General features: G+C 66.3%; 23 protein-coding genes and 2 pseudogenes. 13 read left to right on the forward strand and 12 right to left on the reverse strand.

Features of this window, described 5'->3' with window-relative positions:
• Positions 1-74: 74 nt before the first annotated feature.
• From ABV518_RS21700 to ABV518_RS21710, 3 genes are all read left to right on the forward strand, one after another.
• On the forward strand, positions 75-869 hold the full coding sequence (locus tag ABV518_RS21700) for an alpha/beta fold hydrolase (RefSeq protein WP_367771516.1): 795 nt from the start codon (positions 75-77) through the stop codon (positions 867-869).
• 74 nt (positions 870-943) lie between these two features.
• Positions 944-1,228: an ArsR/SmtB family transcription factor gene (locus ABV518_RS21705; protein WP_367771519.1), complete on the forward strand. Its 285-nt coding sequence runs from the start codon at positions 944-946 to the stop codon at positions 1,226-1,228.
• Complete coding sequence (locus tag ABV518_RS21710; protein WP_367771522.1) at positions 1,225-1,638, forward strand: VOC family protein; 414 nt, start codon at positions 1,225-1,227, stop codon at positions 1,636-1,638. The genes ABV518_RS21705 and ABV518_RS21710 overlap by 4 nt, the downstream gene beginning before the upstream one ends.
• Positions 1,639-1,746: 108 nt before the next feature.
• Here ABV518_RS21710 and ABV518_RS21715 read toward each other — a convergent pair whose 3' ends face one another.
• Positions 1,747-2,784, reverse strand: coding sequence for a response regulator transcription factor (locus tag ABV518_RS21715; protein ID WP_367771525.1), 1,038 nt, complete (start codon positions 2,782-2,784; stop codon positions 1,747-1,749).
• Positions 2,785-2,904: 120 nt separating this feature from the next.
• Here ABV518_RS21715 and ABV518_RS21720 point away from each other — a divergent pair, with 120 nt between their 5' ends.
• Entirely contained in the window at positions 2,905-3,303 is a 399-nt protein-coding gene (locus tag ABV518_RS21720; RefSeq protein ID WP_367771528.1) for a DUF1304 domain-containing protein, read from the forward strand.
• A gap of 79 nt (positions 3,304-3,382) precedes the next feature.
• On the opposite strand, the gene ABV518_RS21725 is transcribed toward ABV518_RS21720, so the two are convergent.
• The gene (locus tag ABV518_RS21725) at positions 3,383-3,784 is read right to left on the reverse strand and encodes a hypothetical protein (protein WP_367771531.1); all 402 of its coding nucleotides are present in this window, start codon (positions 3,782-3,784) and stop codon (positions 3,383-3,385) included.
• 337 nt (positions 3,785-4,121) lie between these two features.
• Between ABV518_RS21725 and ABV518_RS21730 the strand changes: the two genes are divergently transcribed.
• A complete protein-coding gene (locus ABV518_RS21730) occupies positions 4,122-4,304 on the forward strand; it encodes a hypothetical protein (protein WP_367771534.1) in 183 nt (60 codons plus the stop codon).
• A 20-nt stretch (positions 4,305-4,324) separates the two neighbouring features.
• Here the strand turns inward: ABV518_RS21730 and ABV518_RS21735 are convergent, their stop codons facing one another.
• Positions 4,325-5,317, reverse strand: a complete 993-nt coding sequence (locus ABV518_RS21735; protein ID WP_367771539.1) for a DUF1524 domain-containing protein — start codon at positions 5,315-5,317, stop codon at positions 4,325-4,327.
• A 663-nt stretch (positions 5,318-5,980) separates the two neighbouring features.
• Between ABV518_RS21735 and ABV518_RS21740 the strand changes: the two genes are divergently transcribed.
• On the forward strand, positions 5,981-7,624 hold the full coding sequence (locus ABV518_RS21740) for an arabinogalactan endo-beta-1,4-galactanase (RefSeq protein ID WP_367771542.1): 1,644 nt from the start codon (positions 5,981-5,983) through the stop codon (positions 7,622-7,624).
• A gap of 51 nt (positions 7,625-7,675) precedes the next feature.
• On the opposite strand, the gene ABV518_RS21745 is transcribed toward ABV518_RS21740, so the two are convergent.
• Both ABV518_RS21745 and ABV518_RS21750 read right to left on the reverse strand, forming a co-directional pair.
• Positions 7,676-8,506 carry an oxidoreductase gene (locus tag ABV518_RS21745; protein ID WP_367771545.1) on the reverse strand — a complete coding sequence of 277 codons (831 nt, stop codon included), beginning with the start codon at positions 8,504-8,506 and terminating at the stop codon, positions 7,676-7,678.
• An 82-nt stretch (positions 8,507-8,588) separates the two neighbouring features.
• Positions 8,589-9,995, reverse strand: coding sequence for an MFS transporter (locus tag ABV518_RS21750; RefSeq protein ID WP_367771547.1), 1,407 nt, complete (start codon positions 9,993-9,995; stop codon positions 8,589-8,591).
• Positions 9,996-10,140: 145 nt separating this feature from the next.
• On the opposite strand from ABV518_RS21750, the pseudogene ABV518_RS21755 reads away from it, so the two are divergent.
• Both ABV518_RS21755 and ABV518_RS21760 read left to right on the forward strand, forming a co-directional pair.
• Positions 10,141-10,790 (forward strand): annotated as a pseudogene (locus ABV518_RS21755) (helix-turn-helix domain-containing protein).
• A 25-nt stretch (positions 10,791-10,815) separates the two neighbouring features.
• Positions 10,816-11,380: pseudogene (locus tag ABV518_RS21760) on the forward strand (NAD(P)H-binding protein).
• Here the strand turns inward: ABV518_RS21760 and ABV518_RS21765 are convergent.
• The 3 genes from ABV518_RS21765 to ABV518_RS21775 form a co-directional block, all read right to left on the reverse strand.
• Entirely contained in the window at positions 11,322-11,786 is a 465-nt protein-coding gene (locus tag ABV518_RS21765) for an SRPBCC family protein (protein ID WP_367771549.1), read from the reverse strand. The pseudogene ABV518_RS21760 and the gene ABV518_RS21765 overlap by 59 nt on opposite strands.
• A 69-nt stretch (positions 11,787-11,855) precedes the next feature.
• Positions 11,856-12,233 carry a VOC family protein gene (locus tag ABV518_RS21770; RefSeq protein WP_367771551.1) on the reverse strand — a complete coding sequence of 126 codons (378 nt, stop codon included), beginning with the start codon at positions 12,231-12,233 and terminating at the stop codon, positions 11,856-11,858.
• A gap of 225 nt (positions 12,234-12,458) precedes the next feature.
• A complete protein-coding gene (locus ABV518_RS21775; RefSeq protein WP_367771553.1) occupies positions 12,459-12,971 on the reverse strand; it encodes a DUF664 domain-containing protein in 513 nt (170 codons plus the stop codon).
• Between the two features lie 125 nt (positions 12,972-13,096).
• Between ABV518_RS21775 and ABV518_RS21780 the strand changes: the two genes are divergently transcribed.
• Positions 13,097-13,675, forward strand: coding sequence for a dihydrofolate reductase family protein (locus ABV518_RS21780; protein WP_367771556.1), 579 nt, complete (start codon positions 13,097-13,099; stop codon positions 13,673-13,675).
• A gap of 11 nt (positions 13,676-13,686) precedes the next feature.
• Here the strand turns inward: ABV518_RS21780 and ABV518_RS21785 are convergent, their stop codons facing one another.
• Positions 13,687-14,031 carry an iron chaperone gene (locus tag ABV518_RS21785; RefSeq protein ID WP_367771559.1) on the reverse strand — a complete coding sequence of 115 codons (345 nt, stop codon included), beginning with the start codon at positions 14,029-14,031 and terminating at the stop codon, positions 13,687-13,689.
• Positions 14,032-14,112: 81 nt separating this feature from the next.
• Between ABV518_RS21785 and ABV518_RS21790 the strand changes: the two genes are divergently transcribed.
• Both ABV518_RS21790 and ABV518_RS21795 read left to right on the forward strand, forming a co-directional pair.
• Positions 14,113-14,721 (forward strand): TMEM175 family protein, encoded by a 609-nt coding sequence (locus ABV518_RS21790; RefSeq protein ID WP_367771562.1) that lies wholly within the window; start codon positions 14,113-14,115, stop codon positions 14,719-14,721.
• A 4-nt stretch (positions 14,722-14,725) separates the two neighbouring features.
• The gene (locus tag ABV518_RS21795; RefSeq protein WP_367771566.1) at positions 14,726-15,121 is read left to right on the forward strand and encodes a DUF1801 domain-containing protein; all 396 of its coding nucleotides are present in this window, start codon (positions 14,726-14,728) and stop codon (positions 15,119-15,121) included.
• A gap of 37 nt (positions 15,122-15,158) precedes the next feature.
• On the opposite strand, the gene ABV518_RS21800 is transcribed toward ABV518_RS21795, so the two are convergent.
• Both ABV518_RS21800 and ABV518_RS21805 read right to left on the reverse strand, forming a co-directional pair.
• Complete coding sequence (locus ABV518_RS21800) at positions 15,159-16,406, reverse strand: HipA domain-containing protein (RefSeq protein ID WP_367771569.1); 1,248 nt, start codon at positions 16,404-16,406, stop codon at positions 15,159-15,161.
• A complete protein-coding gene (locus ABV518_RS21805; protein ID WP_367771572.1) occupies positions 16,406-16,663 on the reverse strand; it encodes a helix-turn-helix transcriptional regulator in 258 nt (85 codons plus the stop codon). Before ABV518_RS21805 ends, ABV518_RS21800 begins: the two co-directional genes overlap by 1 nt.
• Positions 16,664-16,915: 252 nt before the next feature.
• Between ABV518_RS21805 and ABV518_RS21810 the strand changes: the two genes are divergently transcribed.
• The gene (locus ABV518_RS21810; RefSeq protein WP_367771575.1) at positions 16,916-17,374 is read left to right on the forward strand and encodes a MarR family winged helix-turn-helix transcriptional regulator; all 459 of its coding nucleotides are present in this window, start codon (positions 16,916-16,918) and stop codon (positions 17,372-17,374) included.
• Positions 17,371-18,627, forward strand: a complete 1,257-nt coding sequence (locus tag ABV518_RS21815) for an MFS transporter (RefSeq protein ID WP_367771578.1) — start codon at positions 17,371-17,373, stop codon at positions 18,625-18,627. The genes ABV518_RS21810 and ABV518_RS21815 overlap by 4 nt, the downstream gene beginning before the upstream one ends.
• 100 nt (positions 18,628-18,727) lie before the next feature.
• Here ABV518_RS21815 and ABV518_RS21820 read toward each other — a convergent pair.
• Positions 18,728-19,259, reverse strand: a 532-nt coding sequence (locus tag ABV518_RS21820) for a transposase (RefSeq protein ID WP_367771582.1), incomplete at its 5' end; no start/stop codon positions are given.

Below are 19,259 nucleotides of genomic sequence, written 5' to 3' on the forward strand. Positions count from 1 at the left end.
CCTGGTTGATGATCCGTAAGGTCAGCAGAAGCACCCGTTTTCGAAGCCGTGATCCCGCGGCGTACCCTGATGTTATGGACTCTGAAGTCCGGGATCTCAAGCTCCGCACCGGCATCACGGTTCCGTGCCGGATCGAGGGCGAAGCCAGCGCCGAACCGGTGCTGCTGCTGCACGCATGGGGCGAATCCCGCGGAAGCTTTGACCGCCTGATCCCCCTGCTGACCGGCTACAGAATCTACGCCCCGGACCTCCGCGGCCAAGGTGAGGCGGACAAACCGGAGCATGGCTACTCCTTGGGGGAACAGGCTGACGACGCCGCAGCGATCCTCGACGCCCTCAACGTGCCGCGGGCCGCCGTCGTCGGCTCCTCCAGCGGCGGCTACGTGGCCCAGCAGCTCGCCGTCGTCCATCCTGAAAAGGTCGCGGCGCTGGTGCTGGTGGGATCTCCTTTGAGCCTCACGGGCCGGCTGGCTTTCGCCGACGAAGTGGATAAACTCACCGACCCCATTGACGAGGACTGGGTCCGGAATTCACTGACGTGGTTTCCCGTGCTTCACGACGTTCCGGAGTGGTACCTCGACGACCGCGTGCGGGACGGGGTCCGGATGCCTGCACACACGTGGAAGGCTATCCTGAACGGCCTCGTCGAGGCCACACCACCCACGGAATCGGGAACCATCCTGGCGCCCACGCTGATCCTGTGGGGAGCCGAGGACAACCTGCTGCCACGCGCCGACCAGGAATCATTGGCGGCCCGGATAGCAGGGTCGGTACTGAAGGTGTATCCCAACGTGGCTCATGTGGTGCTGTGGGAGTGCCCGGAGCGGGTCGCCGAGGATACGACGGCGTTCCTGCGTTCCTTGGGCTGAGGCCGACTCCCGCGCGATCCGAAAACGGGTAATTGCCCTTGATATGCAAGCCGTCACTTGCCTATATTGGTTCCATGGTCGATGTGTTCCGAGCTCTTGATGATGAGACCAGGCGCACCATCCTTGACGAACTGTCGATGCGCGACGGCCAGACCCTGTTCGAGATCTGCTCCCTGCTCACCATGCGGCATGGCCTCAGCCATTCACGCCAGGCGATCTCGCAGCACCTCGGCGTGCTCGAGTCGGCCGGCCTTGTCGAGACGGAGCGGCGCGGACGTTCCAAGTTCCACTACTTCAACCCCGAGCCACTCGCCGCGATCACTACCCGATGGACCACCAGAAAGAGGACCGAACAATGAAAATTGCCCTGACGAGCCTGTTTGTCGACGACCAGCGGGCGGCCTTGGCCTTCTACACCGACGTGCTCGGCTTCACGAAGCGCCACGACATCCCCCTCGGCGAAGACTTTTGGCTCACCGTTGTATCGCCCGAATCCCCTGACGGTCCTGAGCTGCTCCTGGAACCGTCGGGCCACCCGGCAGTCAAGCCGTACCGGGACGCCCTTGCCGAAGACGGCATCCCCCTCGCTCAATTCTCTGTAGAGGACATCGCGGCCGAGCACGCCAGGCTGACCAGCAAGGGCGTGGTGTTCACGCAGCCGCCGACTGACATCGGCAACGCTGTCGTGGCAGTCTTTGATGACACATGCGGCAACCTCATCCAACTGATCGAGATGAAGCGGGACGAGAACCCCACCGACGCCGGCTGAGGGATGGCGGGGCGGACTGCAACCGCAGGCCATCCACACTCTTGACTCAAACTTCAATGCCGCCAGCAGCCGAAACACAATGTCTCGCCGAAAACTGACGGACATTCTTCACACCAGCAGCTTGGCCACCAGCTCGCCGCGGCTGCCCACGCCCACCTTCCCGAAGAGAGCCTTCAGGTGGTCGTGCACGGTGTGCGGGGAGATAAAGAGGTGCCGGGCGATGTCCGCCGTCGCGCGTCCGGACAGGACCTCCAGGCAGACGTCCCGCTCCCGGGCGGTGGCCCCGTAGGCCGCCAGCAGCATGCCGACCAGATCCTGGGTGGTGGCGGGTTCCACCGTGACCACCATCTGTTCGGGGTCGTCGCCGGTGATAAGGCGGCTGGCCTGCAGCACCACCCAGGTGCCGCCGGCATCGCGCATCCGGGCCCGCGCCGTCCCCGACGGCGCCGTGCGGGCCTGCGCCACAACGGCATACAGCGTCATGCTGAACCGGCCGGGCGCCGCGTCCTCTACTTCGGCCAGCCAGGAGGTGGCGGCGGGAGTGGCTGCCCGCAGTTCACCGTGCGGTCCGGCCAGGACAATGACGGGCCCGACGGCGGCCGGCCGAGCTTGGTGCGCAGCCCTCACCGCGATCCGGCTGGCGGCCGCGAGCGTCGCCGTCACGGCGGCCAGGAATTCCACTTCGCGGTCAGTGAAGTCGTGCCCGGCCTCCCGGAACAGGCTGCCAACTCCCCAGCATGTGTCGTCCACGCGGAACGCCGCGCGCAGCTCGTGGTCCAGGCCCAGCGGCTGCAGCAGGTCGTTGATCCGGATGCTGCGGACCACCTCCCGGTGTGGGGCATCGGAAATCCGGGCGACCGGCCGCGGGCGCCGCAGCAGCTCAGCGAACGTATTGGGTTCCCGGCCGGTGTATTCCGACTCCGCGAAACGGGCGGCGTGCTCGTCCGTCACCGGCCACGGCCGCCAGTTGGTCACGGACGTCATGCCCAGGGAGTCGGGGTCGACGGCGGCCCAGCAGGCCTGCTCGAACGGCACCGCCTGTTTCACCACGGCCATGGCGGACGCATAAAGATCGGCCAGGTCCAGTCCGCTGGTGGCCAGGGCCGCGATCTCCCGCCGGGCACGCTCGGCGCGCTCCTCCCACATACCTCCAGTATCCGGCCGGACGGGCGGTCCGCAATCCCCCAAACCGGGGATTGAGGGCGTCTGCCCAAACCCCCGGTGAGGGGATCGCGGCGGCGGGTGCCGCCGTCGTACGTTTCACTCATGAACGCCGTAGCCCAGGTTTTCGCGGTGCTGGCCGCACTGATCCACATCGCCGTGTTCCCGCTGGAGAGCTTCTTCATGCACCGGCCGGGGGCGCAGAAGTTCCTCAGCACGCCGGCCCAGAACGTGACCGCCGTGATGATGTGGGCCATCCCCACCGGGTTCCGCAACCTGCTGATCGGGCTGGGCGTCATCGCCGGAGTGGTTGCGGTGAACCTGGGGTACGTGGTGGTTGGCTACACGCTGGTGATTTACTGCTGCGCCAACATGGTGCTCAGCGGCTCCACCATGCTGCTGGCGGACGCCCTGGGCCACTACCCCCGGAAGGGCGAGAGCATCCCCGGCACCCTTGGCGCCACCGTCCCTGCACTGGTGGCCTTGATAGCGCTGGCGGTCTGACGAGAAAGACGGCGGGCCCCGCGGAATTGAACCGCGGGGCCTAGACAAGAGCAGGGCGGTTTGCCCAGAGATATTGGGGCTACATTCCCTGCCAGCGCATGCGTCCGTCGGTGGCGGGGGCACAAACCATGGGTTTGCCCGTTTTGCTCACGCCAGTTGTGCCGTTGCAGAACGCCCCGGGCGTGACGTAGCCCGGCGCCGCGGGGGCAGCCGGAGCTGGTGCCTGCTGAGCAGCCTGCTGTGCCGCCGCTTGCTGTGCCGCCGCCTGATCGGCGGCCGCTTTCTGGGCAGCAGCCTGTTCGGCGGCCAGCTTCGCGGCAGCCGCATCTGCCGCAGCCTTGTCAGCGGCCGCTTTCTCTGCCGCAGCCTTGTCAGCGGCCGCTTTCTCTGCCGCAGCCTTCTCAGCAGCAGCCTTTTCGGCTGCCGCCTTGTCAGCTGCAGCCTTCTCCGCCACCACGCGCTTGGAATCTGCCTCTGTCATCCACACCAAGCGCTGGTCGCTCCCCATCGTGCAGATGAGCGTCTGGTTGTTGTACTTGCGCGTCTCAGCAGCGGTAAGGCAAGCGGAGTTTGCCGGGTTCGTCGGGGTTGCCGTGGGCGTGGCCGTTGCGGACTTTTGGGATGTACTGGCCAGAGAAGCATTTTCGGTACTTCCGCCCGGGGCAGCGGTAGCAGCACCCACGCTTACGCCCACAATCAAAGCGACAAATCCCGCAATTGCCACGATTCCACCGGATTTCCGGTGTGGCAGGCCAACCCAGGACCGACGTTTGAACAGCAAGACATAAAGGCCCGTGAGAAGTGCAACCAGGCCGAGAATGAACATCGCCATCCCCACTCCGCCGGCTATGGCGAAAGGAATCAGGACCAGCAGCACTATTGCCGCGACGATCCAGAAAAGCACGGTTGGTTTCCAGCGGCCTTTTTGGACTGCAGGAGCATATGGATTGTTTGTCATTTTCCCCCCAGGGATGTTTGTGATGGTGATGCAAATGGTGTGAAGAAATTTCAAGTCGTGTGGTCAGCTCTCGCAGGCCACGCCGTCGGAATCGCGGTCAAGCGCGGACCGGTAGCCGGCCTGACCCGCAAAGATCGGGGCCGCGCCGGCGGCCTTGGCAGCCGTGCAGTTGGCGAAGTAGACGGCGGCCGGAACTGCGGGAGCCGGTGCCGGAATAACAGGGGCGGGGGCAACCGGGGCTGGTGCGGCCGCAACCGGAGCCGGAGCCACCGGTGCGGCGGCCACCGCGGGTGCGGGTTCGGGTGCCGGAGCGGGGGCGGCAGCCGGTGCCTGCTCGTTGGTCGGCGCCAACTGGCCGGCGCAGTCGCCCAGGATCCTGGCCATCGCGTCGTGCTCCGCCTGGGTCACCCACAGGCTGTACGTGGCCTTCACCGAGATCTGCCGGGCGACGTACTCGCACCGGAAGCCCTTGTTCGGCGGCAACCAGGTGGCAGCGTCGCCGTCGCCCTTTTTCATGTTGGTGGGGCCGTCCGTCGACTGGAGGTTCAGCGGATCATTGGCGAACGCCGTCCGCTGCTCCGTGGTCAACTGCTGCGCGCCCTTCTGCCAGGCGTCGCTCAGGGCAACAACATGGTCGATCTGGACAGCAGTGCTGGTGGCAGTCCCCCGCAGAAAGCTGATGCTGGTGCCCGTGTAGGGATCCGCCAGCTTTCCGGACTGCACCTTGCACGGGACGCTGTTGGTGTAGGCGATGCCTGTCAGGTCACGTTTGAGCATGTCATTGCGGGTGTCGCAGCCGTTCCGGTCAACGTCGGCCCAGGCCTGCCCGAACAGCGCCCGGTCGTAGCCGGTCTTGGGTGCTCGGCCCTTGATGGGCAGGGTGGCCAGCAGGTCGACCGCCTTGGTAGCGAAGGCAGGCTGGGTCTTCGGCGCGGTGACGCTGACGCCGTTCGCCACAACGAAGGGGGTCTCGGGATCAAGCGGAGAGCCCGACGGCGACGGCGTGGCTTTGGCCGCTGCGCTCGCCTCGGACGCGGCCGCCGAGGAATCGGTCACCGATGAATCCGTCTTCGGCTCCTGCGTTGTCGCCGCCGGCGACGCGGCGGAACACCCGACAACAAGCGCCAAAGAAGCCGCAACGGCGACGGCCGCTGCCGTCCGCCTGACGCCGACCATGAAAGTGAAGGCGCGTGGTTTCCTCGCCGGCCCCGGGACGAATCCCGGGCCCAAAAGATCCCCATAGTTCGACAAATTTTCCCCCAAATAAATAAAGGGCCCGGCGATTAGCCGGGCCCTTTGCTTAAGCCGCAATTACTGCTGCTGAGGAGCCTATTTCCCGGGTGGCTGGTAATTCCGAAACTTTGCTTATCCTCGGTCAACTTTGATTTATTCTTGAGCCAATCTTGATGGTTGCCGTCGCAAATGATCCTTAATTCCGCATTAGCAAAAATCGGTATAGGATCCCGAATTCTCCTGCAAGGTTCAGCCTGCGCACTGGACTATTCACGAGCGAACGGCCGGGTGCCAAAATCCGAACCCAAGCCCGATCGGAAGCTGGGAGCGATCACAGTCAAAGCACAGCATTCTTCGAAGCTTGGTTTTGAAAGCCTCTATCCGCAACACATTGGCGTGTGCTAAAACTGGGAGCGCACACGGTCATGCTGCGCTGGTTCAAGCGCGGCGACCTTGTTACCCATTCATTCCGTCAGGGAGGACGACATGAAAAAGCACACCCCGGAGACTCACCAAACCAGGAACCGGAAACGACGATCCGCGATGGTGGCGGCGTCGCTGCTTGCGGTGGTCTCGCTGCCTGCCGGACTTGCGCCGGCCGTTGCCGAAACGCTCGGCACCCAGGCGGCAGGCGCCGTCGTGAACGGAGATTTTTCGCAGGGACTGAACGGCTGGAAAGCCACCGGCGACCCGGCGTCGACCACCACAACGGCGGAGGCGGGCAACGCGCAACTCATGCAGCGCCTCGGCGCAGAGGGCACGGTCAATCTGCGCCAGAAGACCGGCACCCTGGCCGCGGGCTGGTGGACGGTGTCAGCACGCGTCAAGGCGGAAGGGACGCTCGGCGCCTCACGGATCGGGCTGAAGAACTGCGGGGTCGACGGCGAAACCGTACTCCCGTCCACCGCGCAGGACGGTGCCTGGCTGCAGATCTCGGCCGACGCGTTCGTCACCAAGGCCTCCTGCGAGATTGTCATCGAAACCCGCGGCACGGCCGGGGACTGGGCCATCGTGGACGACGTCACGCTCACCCCGGGATCGGTCCAGCGCGCGGTCCGCGGTGCGGACCTGTCCAACCTGGCCAAGAACGAGGACAAGGGTGCGGTCTACTTCGACGCGAACGGCCGGCAGGTGGACGCCGTCCAGGCCTTCGCCGACGCCGGCGCCAACCTGGTCCGGCTCAAGGTCTGGGTCGACCCGGCTGATGGCTACAACACCACGAACGAGGTGGTGGACACCGCCAAACGTGCCAAGGCCGCGGGCATGAAGGTCCTGGTGGACTTCCACTACAGCGACCGCTGGACCGACCCCGGCGCCCAGGGCATGCCGGCCGCGTGGGTGGGCCTGAGCCCGCAGGGTGTGGCGGATGCCGTGTACGCCCACACGTTTGAGGTGCTGACCGCGCTTAAGGACGCCGGCGTTGCGGCGGACTCGGTCCAAGTGGGCAACGAAATCAACCCGGGCATGCTGTGGCCGCTGGGCCAGACCTGGGACGTCTTCCCGCAGGACGACGTCAAGGGCGCACAGTGGGACAACCTCGCATTGTTCCTCTCGGCCGGATCCCGCGCAGCCAAGGACGTCAGCGCCCAGACGGACGTCATCCTGCACCTGACCAACATCAACAACGGCATCGGCGGCCTGACCTGGTGGTTCGACGAGGTCACCAAGCGCGGCGTCCAGTTCGACACCATCGGCCTGTCCTACTACGGCTACTGGCACGGCTCCATGGCCGACCTGCAGCACGCCATCACCACGCTGTCCGCCCGCTACGACCGCGACGTGATCGTCGTCGAGAACTCCTACCCGTTCACGCTCGAGGACGATCCCGTTGATCCGTGGGAGAACGTCATCCGCAGCCAGAGCCAGCTCGTCCCGGGCTACCCGGCAACCCCCGCGGGACAGGCGGCCAACTTCCGGGCCGTGCAGGACGTGGTGGCCTCCGCGCCCGGCGGCCGGGGACTCGGCGTCGTGTCCTGGGAACCGGCCTGGACCGCGGTTCCGGGCAACGGCTGGGATCCCGCCGACCCCACCACCGGCAACGCGTGGGAGAACCAGGCCATGTTGGGCTTCGACGGCCGGGCCCTGCCGGCCCTGCAGGAATATGCGCCGGATCCTGCCGTGAAGCGCTGATCGCAGGGGCCGCGCCCGCCTGATTTGGCGGGTGCGGCCCCCGATACTTACTTAGTCCTCGAGTCCGGTGCTGAGGCTGAGATCCCGCCACCGGTCCAGATCGGCGCGTTCCGCCTCGGCGACGGCGCCGAACGCGCCGAACGCGTCCTGTCCAAGCACCAGCAGCGACGGCGGGCTCCCGCTGTCGACGACCGCCAGGATCGCTTCCGCGGCCTTGGCCGGATCCCCCGGCTGGGTGCCGTCCATCGTGTCGTTCTCCTTGCGCCGCTTCCCGGCCGTGTCCGCATAGTCCGCGATCGGCGTGGCCGACTGCGTCAGTGAACGGCCGGCGAAGTCGGTGCGGAATGCGCCGGGCTCGACGACGGTGACGCTGATCCCCAGCGGCCGCAGCTCATTGCGCAGTGAGCCGGACAGGCCCTCGAGTGCCGCCTTCGTGGCCGAGTAGTAGCCGGATCCGGCCGGCGTGATGCGCGCCCCGATCGAGGAGATGTTCAGGATGGACCCCGACCTGTTCGCACGCATGCCCGGGAGGACCGCTTTGATCATGTCCACCGCGCCGAAAACGTTTGTGTCGAACAATTGCCGGATGTCGGCGTCGTCCGCTTCCTCCACCGCCGCGCGGTAACCGTACCCGGCGTTGTTGACCAGCACGCCGACGCCCCCAAACCGCGCCGCGGCCTCCTGCACCACCGCGCTGATCTGGTCCCGGTCGGTAACGTCGAGCGGCAGGGCCAGGGCCGTGTCCGGATAGGCGGCCGCAAGATCTTCCAGCGTCGCGGGGTTCCGGGCGGTGACGACGGCGTTGTGCCCGTGCGCGAGCACCGCCTGGGCGAGTGCCCGGCCGAGTCCGGTGGAGCAGCCTGTGATGAGCCAGGTAGCCATGGGGGTGTTTCCTTTCGTTGGGGGTGGTTTGCGGGTCCTACTGATCAGGTAACCGCAGAACGGTTCCGCTGAACAGGGACTGTCAGGGCACGGTTCGGGCGGCGCGGCGTGCGGCCTGTTCGGCCGGAACGATGAGCACCAGGGCCACGAGCAGTGCGGCTGCCAGCATGATCGATCCGCCGGTATAGGCGACGGCGACGCTCCCGGCGAGTGAGCCCGCGTTGGCAGAGACCGCCACGAGGACGCCGACACCGAGGGCGCTGCCGAGCTGGTGCGAGGTGTTGACCAGCCCGGAGGCGGCTCCGGCGTCGTGGGCGCTGGCTCCTGCCATGCCGGCGGAGGTGAGCGGGGCGAACCCGAGTCCCTGGCCGACGCCGATCAGCACCATGGGGAGCGCGACGCCGGTGACGTACGGGGTTTCGCCGGTGATGGTGCTGAGCCAGGTCATGCCGGCCAGGGTCAGGGCGAGCCCGGCCGCCAGCAGGAAGGCGTTGCCGAAGCGGTGCGTGAGCCGCGGGACGGCCAGTGCGACGAAGAAGTTCACCACCGTCATGGGGAAGAAGGCCACTCCGGCCTGCAGGGGGTTGAAACCATAGACGCCCTGCAGGAACTGCGTGGTGAAGAAGAAAAAACCGATCATGGTGCCGGCAAAGAGAAGCCGTGCGGCGTAGGCGCCGGCCCGTTCCCGGCTGGCGAACAGGTGCAGCGGCATGATGGGCTGCTTGGCTTTCCGTTCGTTGACCACCAGCGCGGTCAGCAGCACCGCGGCCGCGGTGAGGGCGGTGATGGTTTCCGGGGCGGACCAGCCGGCGTCGGTGGAGTTGACGATGGCGAAGACGAGGGCGCCCATGCCCAGGGTGGAGCACAGGGCACCGGGGAGGTCGAAGCGGCCAGTGGCGCGCGGGGACTCCGGGATGGTTTTAACCGCGGCGATGATCATGGCGGCGCCGATGGGCACGTTGACGAAGAAGCCAGCCCGCCACGACACCCATTCGGCCAGGGCGCCGCCGACCACCAGCCCGAGGCTGGCGCCGATTCCCGCCACGGCGCCGTAGGCTGCGACGGCGCGGGTCCGTTCCCGGCCGGCGGCGAACGTCGCCGTCAGCAAGGACAACGAGGAGGGCGCAACGACGGCCGCGCCGACGCCCTGGAGCGCCCGGGCGGCGATCAGCCAGGCTTCGTTGGGGGCGAGCCCGATCAGGAGGGATGCGACGGCGAACACGGCGAGGCCGGCGATGAACACCCGGCGCCGGCCCAGGATGTCCCCGAGGCGGGCGCCGAGCAGCAGCAGGCCGCCGAACACCAGCGTGTATGCGTTCTGCACCCAGGACAGCCCGGTGGTTGACAGGCCCAGCTCCGCCTGGATCCTGGGCAGGCCGGTGAAGATGATCGAGGCATCCAGGATGATCATGAAGTAGGCGACGAGGATGATCGCCAGGATCGCCGCGGGACGGACCCGGGCGGGCGGCACGGCTGTGGTGGTGTTCATGTATCCAGCACACCACCGCGGAAGGAACCGCGGCAGTGCCTGCTGTTCCATGTACTGGCAGGCCACCCTTCGGCGGCGTTTGTAGCGGGGAGGGGTGTTCTGACAGGCCCTCCCACTGTTCCGTCACCGGCCGTAGCCTGAAAGCATGGACAGTCGAAATGATGTGAGCGAGTTCCTGCGTTCCCGGCGGGCAAAGGTCTCCCCCGATCAGGTGAATCTGATCGTCGGCGGCAACCGGCGGGTGCCGGGCCTGCGGCGGGAAGAGGTGGCAACGCTGGCCGCCGTCAGCGTTGATTACTACGCCCGGCTCGAACGCGGCAACCTCGCCGGCGTCTCGGATGAAGTGCTCGAATCCATCGCCCACGCCCTGCGGCTGGACGAAGCCGAAACGTCACATCTTTTTGCAATCCCGAAGCGCCCACTTTCTTCCCGGACTGGGAACAGAACGCCAACGACGTCGTCGCCGTCCTGCGCGGTTACGCCGGCCGGAAGCCGCATGACCGCGGCCTCTCGGACCTGATCGGGGAGCTCGCCACCCGCAGCGAGGAATTCCGCACCCGCTGGGCAGCCCACAACGTCCGCTTCCACCGGACCGGCCTCAAGCGCATGCACCATCCCGTCGTCGGGGACCTCGAGCTCAGCTACGAAGCGATGGAACTGCCGGCCAACCCCGGCTGGACGATGTTCGCCTACACGGCCGAACCCGGCTCGGCCAGCGACGAGCGCCTGAAACTGCTCGCCAGCTGGGCCGCGACCGCCGCCAGCGACGTCCCCGCGCCCGCCACCCTCGACTGAAGATCATAAGGAAGAGACACCACGCATGACAGAGAAATCCAACAAGCCCGGCACCGTCCTCGTGCTCGGTGCGACCGGAAGCGTCGGCCGCCATGTCGTGGCGGAAGCGGTGCGCCAGGGTTACGAGACGAGGGCCCTCGTCCGCGACGAATCACGGGCAGGCCGGCTCGACCCCGGCGCGCAGAAGGTGGCGGGCGACCTGGCCCGGGCCGAAACCCTCGCCGACGCTGTCGCCGGAATCGACGCCGCCGTCTTAACCCAGGGCTCCTCGTACGGCGACGCGAAAGCGGCGCAGCGAACGCCTTGTCCGCGTTAGCGGCAATGCCTACACGATCGTCCGTCCCGGCTGGTCCGACCACAACGACGGCGACCAGTTGAAGATCACGCCGCTGCAGGGCGACACCCGCCACGCCGGAAGCCCCGCGGACGGCGTCATTGCCCGGCACCAGATCGCCCGCGTGCTGGTGGACAGCCTACGCAGACCTCGGCGCGTTGGCCGCGCACACCTAGGGTCGGCGTCCGGCGGCGCTGCTAATCCGGCGGTTCTCCGGCTTCCCGTTCTCCGGCTTCCCGCTCCACGAGTGCTTTGAGGTTGGCGAGCTCCTTGCGCGCCTCCGAGCCGCTGAGGATGGCTCGTTCGACCAGCCTGCCCACCAGCCCCAGCCCGCCGGGCCAGTGCGTGTCTGCCCGAAGCCGAAGCCGGGTGCCGTCGGCTTCGGGCAGAAGGTGCGTATCGACGTCGAACTTCAGCCCCAAGTAGGCCACGGTCCTGGTGACGATCCTGCGCGGCGGATCGGCAGACAGCACGATGGTCCGGGCGGTCCCCGGGCCCCGGGTTGATGTGTAGGTGGAGCCGGGCTGGCCTCCGGAACCGTGAATATCGGCGATGACGGGCGAGCCGGTCTGCCATTCGGGCAGGCGCGACGGGTCAACGTAGGTCCGCCAGACATCCAAAGGCCGGGCGTTGATCCAGACCGAGTGTTTGATGGCGCCCATTGGTGTTCCTCACCCTGCAGGGCCAAGCCCGCGCGGGCACGGTGCTCGCGCGGGCTTGTGGCCGAGTGGCTATGCGCGCTGGTAGACGTTCAGGATGTTTCCTTCGCTGTCCAGGAACCAGGCCGACTTGCCCCACTCGTTGGTGGCAACGCCGTTCTCTGTCTTCAGGCCCGGGAAGTCGTAATCTTCGAACACTACGCCGCGGCCCTTGAGGTCCTCCATCTCGGCTTCGAGGTTGTCCGTTTCCCAGCCCATCTGGGTGTTCTTGGCGCTGCCTGCGTTGTCGGTCTCGTACAGGAGGAAGGCTGTTCCCTTGCCGCAGCGGTACATCACTCCATCCGCTTGCTCTGTTTCGGGTTCGAGCATCAGCTTGTCCCGGTAGAAATCCTTCGCCCTGCTGATGTCCTTGGCGGGAAGGACAGCCATGATCTCCAAATCCTTGAGCATGATGAATTCCTTTGTGCATCGATTTCTCGCGGTGATGGCGGTGCTCTCCCCCGGTTGCGGTCCCGGAACGTCCTTGTCCGGCGCCGCGTGGCCGCCCGTTGCGCCAAGTGCCGGGGCAGCCACCTGGGACCCTGCAGCGCCGCGCCAGCCATCACAAAGCGCACGGTCCCCGAAGCTTATGTGGCCATTATGGAACCGATTTGGGCCTACGGAAATAGGGAATTCTTACCCTTCTTGCGGGGGCGTCAGGCCTTTGGCGTAGGCGGCCTGCCCCACGTGCTGGAGGCAGTCGGCGATGGTGCTGACGAGCCGTACCCCGACGGTGACGGGCGGGTCCCAGCGCGTGTCGACGATCCGGTCCAGATCGCCGTCGCCGAGGGTCTGCAGGAAGTCCGCGGTCTGCCGGTGGACGGCGTCGTAGTACTCCAGCAGCAGTTCCGGGCTGGCCTTCACGGCGTCCACCTGCTCGCTGGAATGACCGTAGCCGGTGTCGCGGGCGCGCAGGGGCAGGTCGAAGCGGGCCACAAAGCCCTGCGCGGTCCAGACCTGTTCGACGCCGGCGGCGGAGCCCACCTGTGCGTCCTCCACCCGGCCCAGGTGCCAGATCAGCCACGCGATCGAGTTCCCGGTGCCGGCCGGCCGCCGGAGCAGGGACGCGTCGTCGAGCCCTTCAAGCGTGGCCTCCACGGTCTCCCGGATCCGGCCGAACGCGTCCAGGAGGAGTTCGTTGGTCTTCATCGGGTCCCTTCCTCGGTGCGCTCTTTGGGCTGAATCCCATGCTTGCACGGGTGCCTGTCCGCACGGTAGCCGCGGGATAATGAAGGCCTCACCCATCAGCGCTGGGTCCTCGAAGGAGACCGACCATGAGAAAAGTGAGCGTCACCAACAACGTGTCCTTGGACGGCGTCATGCAGGCGCCGGGCCGGGTCGATGAAGATACCCGGGGAGGCTTCGAGCGCGGCGGCTGGGCCTTGCCATACAGCGACGAGGTCATGGGACGCGTCATGGGTGAGGGCATGTCCCAGACAGGCGCCCTGCTGCTGGGGCGCCGCACGTACGAGGATTTCGCCGGCTACTGGCCCCGCCAAACGGACAACCCCTTCACCGACGTCCTGGACAACATCCAGAAATACGTTGCCTCGACAACGCTCACCGAACCTTTGCCGTGGAAGAACTCCACACTGCTCCAGGGCGATGCGGCAGACGCCGTGGCCCGCCTCAAGGAACAGCCGGGACCGGACATCGCCGTCCTGGGCAGCGGCGAACTGATTCAGTCGCTCAGGAGCAGGAACCTCATCGATGAATACGTGCTCCTCATCCACCCGCTGATTCTCGGAACCGGCCGCCGGCTGTTCCCGGACGGCCCGGAGACAGGGCTTAGGCTCGCCAACAGCGTGACGACGACGACCGGCGTCGTGATTGCTACGTACCGGGCCATCTGATTCGCCAGGCCCTACTTCCGGATCTCCGCGCGGCGCAGCCGGACGATGTCCTCCAGCACGTCGTCGGGAAGCGGGTGGTCCGGGGTGAAACGGATGGTGCCCTTGGACAGCGAGTACCCTTCCAGGCGGTGTGCGACGGCGTCAATCACCGCCGGGGAGAACGGGAAGACGGAGAGGTGCTTGGCCGCCGCGACGACGCCGATGAGCGGCTTCCCGTCCAGCTTCAGGGCGGGCATCCCGTAGCTCATCCCCTCCTCGACGTCCGGCACCAGGGTCCGGACGATGTCGATGACGCGTTGCAGGCTGCCGCGTCCGGGCTCGGGAACTTCGGCCAAGGAATCGTCAACGGCGCCCATGGCGCCCATTCTATTCCTGCCCATTCTGTTGACGCCTGCGAGCGCCTAGAGTGTGGCCAAGGTGGGAGAAGGGGGGTGGGCATGGACAAATCAGTCCCGCTTGAACGCATGGTGTTCTTCAGCGATGCCGTCTTTGCCATCGCGCTGACGCTGCTGGCATTGGACCTCAAACTTCCGGCGGGAATCGCGCCCGAACGCCTGACTGCCGAGCTCATCGACGGAATCCCCGAACTGGTGGCCTTTGCGTTGTCGTTCGTCATTGTCGCCCGCGTGTGGATGTCCCACCACACCGATTTCTTCCGCATCCGCGAGTTCAGCCCGCAGCTCGCCTGGCTGAACATGCTGCTGCTGTTCTTCATCGTGATGCTGCCCGCCACCACGTCGGTCCTCAGCGACTACGGCGGAAATCCGGGTCCGTGGCCGAGCGTGCTGTACGCGGCCACCATCTCCGGTGTCTACCTGACCCTCGCCGGAATGTGGACCTACGCCTGGCGCAAGGGCCTCACGGAGGACAGCGTGGATGCCCACGAGCACTGGCGCGTGTTCCGCGGCAGGATCATCCCGCCGTCGGTATTCCTCCTCAGCATCCCGGCCGCATTTTTCCTCGGCAGCAACACGCCCTACCTGTGGTTCCTGCTGGTGCCCGCCGCACTGGTCTCCCGTTCGCTGTCCCGCAATAAAGTGAGTTGAAGCCATGAATTACGTCAAGGACCCCCGCGTTGACCAGTACATCGACCCCCTGCCGGCGTGGCAGCAGGACATCTGCCAGAAGGTCCGCGACCTGGTCCACGCCGCCGACCCCGAGGTCGAGGAGACCATCAAGCGGACCGTCCAGCCGTACTTCGTCCTGCAGGGCAACGTCATTGCCCTTCTCGCGGCGAAGGACCACGTCAACGTTTTCCTGTACGACGGCGGCATCACCCCGGACCCGCACAACATCATCACCGCGGGCCACGGCAACAAGACCGGCCGCATGATTTCGATCCACGAGGGCGAGGCGATCAACGAGGAAGCGCTGGTGGAGATGTTCCGGGCGATCATCGCCAACAACCGGGCCGGCGGCTGGCGGAAGCTCAAGGGCGGGCAGTAGCGCAGCGGGCCAGGCTCCCGGCCCTGTCCCCAAAGTCTCAGTCCGGCACGGACTGGCGCCGGGCAATGCCCCCGGCCAGCAAATCTGATGCCCTGTCCGCGACGAGGGACGGCAGATGTTGCAGCTCATCGGGGGCGGGCACCTGCGCCTCGGCAGCCGCCGTCAGGACTTCGGTGACCGTTAAGCGCGCCGCACCCGCGTCCACTCCCCAGCCGGCCGCCTCGCGGACAAGGTGGTCCAGCGTGATGTAGTTCAGCCTCGCCTGGCCCGCCACGGAGTGCCCTGCGTTGGAACTCCGCGCGTAGAGCAGCAGCGTGGGTGCAGCGTCGTACAGCGGGGCGAGCGTCACCTCACCGGTTTCCCGTATCAGCACCGAGTAGTTCTTCGAATGGGCGTCGCCGTTGCCGATCAGGACATTGAAACTCACGGCCCTCAACAGGTCGAGCTTGAAGGACAATGCGCTGCGGGCGTGCGGGGCCGCCGCAGCGGCCACCTGCGTGAGGCGCGACGGTACCGCCGTCGACTGGTCGTACTTGGCCGCCGACGCGAGCCCGAGAACCTGTGTGAAGTCTTCCTGATGGATGCGCCGGTGATCCGTGGTCCGGTCATACCTATCCACTACCAGGGCCTCTCGGGTGCCGAACCGGTCCATCTTGGTTCGTGCCGCTGCCAGGCCCGCTGCCCGAGCCAGATCCAGCGCCCAGTGTTCGGCGGCCAGCAAATTCGGGATCGGCGAATCCAAAGGGTCCGGCTTGATGATGTGGGTTGACGCCGCGCCTCCAGCAGGCCAGTACCAGTGTCCACCCTCGCGAGAGAGCAGGATCTTGGACTGTACACCGCCGAGTGAGGTAGTGATGGCAAAGTCCGCCGGCAGGTCCCAGGTCGGAAGTGACTCCACCGCTGCCACAACTTCGGCGTCGGACATGGGCAGCAACTCTCCCGATCCAGCCGGGTCGACGCCTTCGGCCAGTACCTGCACCGCACCTGCACAGTCCGCACCCACAACGGCCAGCAACGCTTTGATGTCCGTGGTTGCTACCTTGTTCAGATCCGCCAGGTGGGCCCGGACCTGCCCTTCCGGAAGCAGTCCGTCGAAGAAATTCAGGACAGAAGGCCCGATCAGAGGTTTCGATTGCAACGGCAAGGACAGCGAGAGGAGCGCCGCCCCAGCGCCATACTCGGCAACCACATCAGGCAGGTACTGCAGCCGGGGACGCAATGAAGTCCCTGACAGCCACGCGATGTGGCGGCCATGCAACCACACAGCCAGGCGCTCATTCCGCATCACCGCTTCACGTCCAGGCGCGAGAAGCGGGGAATCAGTGCGACGTCCCGCTCCAGCGCCCGTACTGCAGCCATGGCCGTTTCCAATGAAACGTTCTCGCCCTGTTCCAGCCGGACGACGGTGTGCCTGCTGGCACTGATCAGTTCGGCCAAGGCGCTTTGCGTGAGCCGGCGCTCCTGGCGCGCGTTCCTGATTGCAGCACCAAAGGACTTGGCGTCCATGGCGCGGAAAAACGGGGTATCGGCCGGTTGTTCCATATATTCACCATATCAGCGATTACCGCCATATGGTGAAGATAATGAACATTCGACCTTGTCCTGGGATTGTTCATAATCTTCACCATGTCTGCGCGCGGTTCACATGCGTACCTTTGGCGGATATTGGCGTACGAAGCGGCCAGACGCTGTGAGGTGCCGGACATTAGTTGTCACCTGACACCACGCGGGAGCATAATGGTTAGCGGAGCTAATTAGCAGTGCTAACTATCTGCGGGAGGACACCGAACCCCAATGACCATCACCACCGAAACGGACCACGGGTCCGCGGACAGCATCCAGCCGGACATCCTGGCGATCGATCTCCGGACAGCCGTCATGAGAACTTCCCGCCGCCTGCGAATCGAGGCAACCGGCGATGTGATCACGCCTGGCCAGTACACGGTGCTCGCGCACCTCCGCACAGGATCCCAGACCCTCCGCGAACTGGCGGAAAGCGAGCACGTCCAGGCGCCGTCGATGACCCGGATCGTCAACGCACTCACGGAGCGGGGGTTCGTGTCGCGGTCCCCTCATCCGGAGGACGGCCGCCAGATCCAGGTACGGATCACTCCGGCCGGCGAAACCGTCCTGGCCGAAGCCCGCAGCCAGCGCACCGCGTGGCTCGCCCAGCGCGTCGCCGGACTCAGCGACGAGGACCGCCTCATCCTCAGCCGCGCCGCACACATCATGCAGGAGATGAGCGCCCGATGAGCGCGATGTTCCGGGCACTTGAGAACCGCAACTACCGGATCTGGGCGGGCGGGGCGCTCGTCTCCAACGTCGGCACCTGGATGCAGCGGATCGCCCAGGACTGGCTGGTACTGACAGTCCTCACCGACCACTCCGGCACCGCCGTCGGCATGACCACCGGGCTGCAGTTCCTGCCCAGCCTGCTCCTGGGCCCCTACGGAGGCGTCCTCGCCGACCGGTACCGCAAGCGCGTGATCCTGCTGTGGACCCAGGTGGCCATGGGCCTCTGCGGGCTTGCCATCGGACTCCTGGTGGTAACGGGCAACGCCCAGCTGTGGCATGCCTACCTGGCCGCGCTCTGCCTCGGTCTGGCCAGCGCCGTTGATGCGCCCACCCGCCAGGCCTTCGTGTCAGAACTCGTAGGGCGGGAACACATCACAAACGCAGTGTCCCTGAACTCCGCGTCCTTCAACACCGCCCGGCTCACGGGCCCTGCCATCGCCGGTGTACTGATCGCCTGGGTGGGAACGGGACCGGTCTTCCTGCTCAACGCCGTCAGCTTCGCCGGCGTCATCATCTCGCTGCTAAGGATCCGCACCGCTGAACTGACCGTTGCCACCCCCGCAGCCCGCAGCAAGCACCCGGTGATGGACGGCCTGGGCTACGTGCGGCAGCGGCCCGACCTGGTGCTCATCCTCGTAATGGTCAGCGTCATCGGGGCCTTCGGGATGAACTTCGCCATCACCAACGCGCTGATGGCCACGGTGGAATTCCGGGCAGGACCTGGGGAATTCGGGCTCCTCGGTTCCATCATGGCCGTCGGGACGCTCACCGGCGCCCTGCTCGCCGCCCGCAGGTCAGGCCCGCGGCTGCGATACCTCCTGGGCGGAGCCATCGGAGTGGGCATCTTCTCGCTGCTGGCCAGCGCGACGCCGTCGATCTGGCTGTATGCCGCCGTGCTGATCCCGCTCGGCCTGGCCTGCATCACCTTCCTGAACAGCTGCAACACCACCATCCAGCTCACCGTGGAGCCACAGTTCCGCGGCCGCGTCCTTGCCCTGTACCTCGCCATCCTGCAGGGCGGGACCGCCGTGGGGGCGCCGCTGCTGGGGTGGATCGGCACGGAATTCGGCGCGCGCTGGTCGGTGGCCGCGGCCGGTGCCATTGTGCTGCTGACCGGCCTGTTCGCGGTCATCGCCGTCAACCGGCGCAGCCCACAGACGTTCCGGGCCCAGCTGCGGACCGCATTTCCCGGGCGCCGCGCCACGGCCTGAATCCCGCACGGTATGAGAGAGCGTTCCGGAAAAACCGACAGGAAGTGATAGAGCGTCCTGGAAAAACCGACAGAAAGTGAGAGTGTCCCTATGTTGTTCGTCAAGGGGTTTGGGGTTTTTTGGGGTGGTAGAGGCTGCCATCGCGGAGCATGGCGAAAAGGGTGTCGCAGCGGCGTCGGGCGAGGGCGATGATGGCCTGGTTGTGTCGTTTTCCTTCTGCTCGTTTCCGGTCGTAGTAGGCCCTGGAAAGGGGGTCTTTCAGGGCGGCGAACGCGGAGAGATAGAGGGTGCGTTTGAGGATTTTGTTGCCTTTGCGTGAGGCGTGGTCGGCCCTGATCGAGCTCCCGGACCGCCAGGTCACCGGCGCGAGGCCGGCGTAGGAAGCCAGGTGGGCGGCGGTCGGGAATTCTTTGCCGACAATTTCCGTGAGGATGCGCGCTTCGGTCCTGACGCCAACTGCCGGTAACGACGTCAGGACCCGGTGAAGAGGGTGGGCCTCCACGAGGGCCTCGACCTTGGCCAGCACGGTATCCCTGGCGGTGTGCAGCCCGTCGAGCATGCCGGCCAGCTGCGCCAGCACGATCCCTGCCGATTCCGTGCCGGAGACCACGACGGTTTGCCGGTCCAAGGCC

The organism is Arthrobacter sp. HS15c (assembly GCF_040812005.1).
GTDB lineage: Bacteria > Actinomycetota > Actinomycetes > Actinomycetales > Micrococcaceae > Arthrobacter.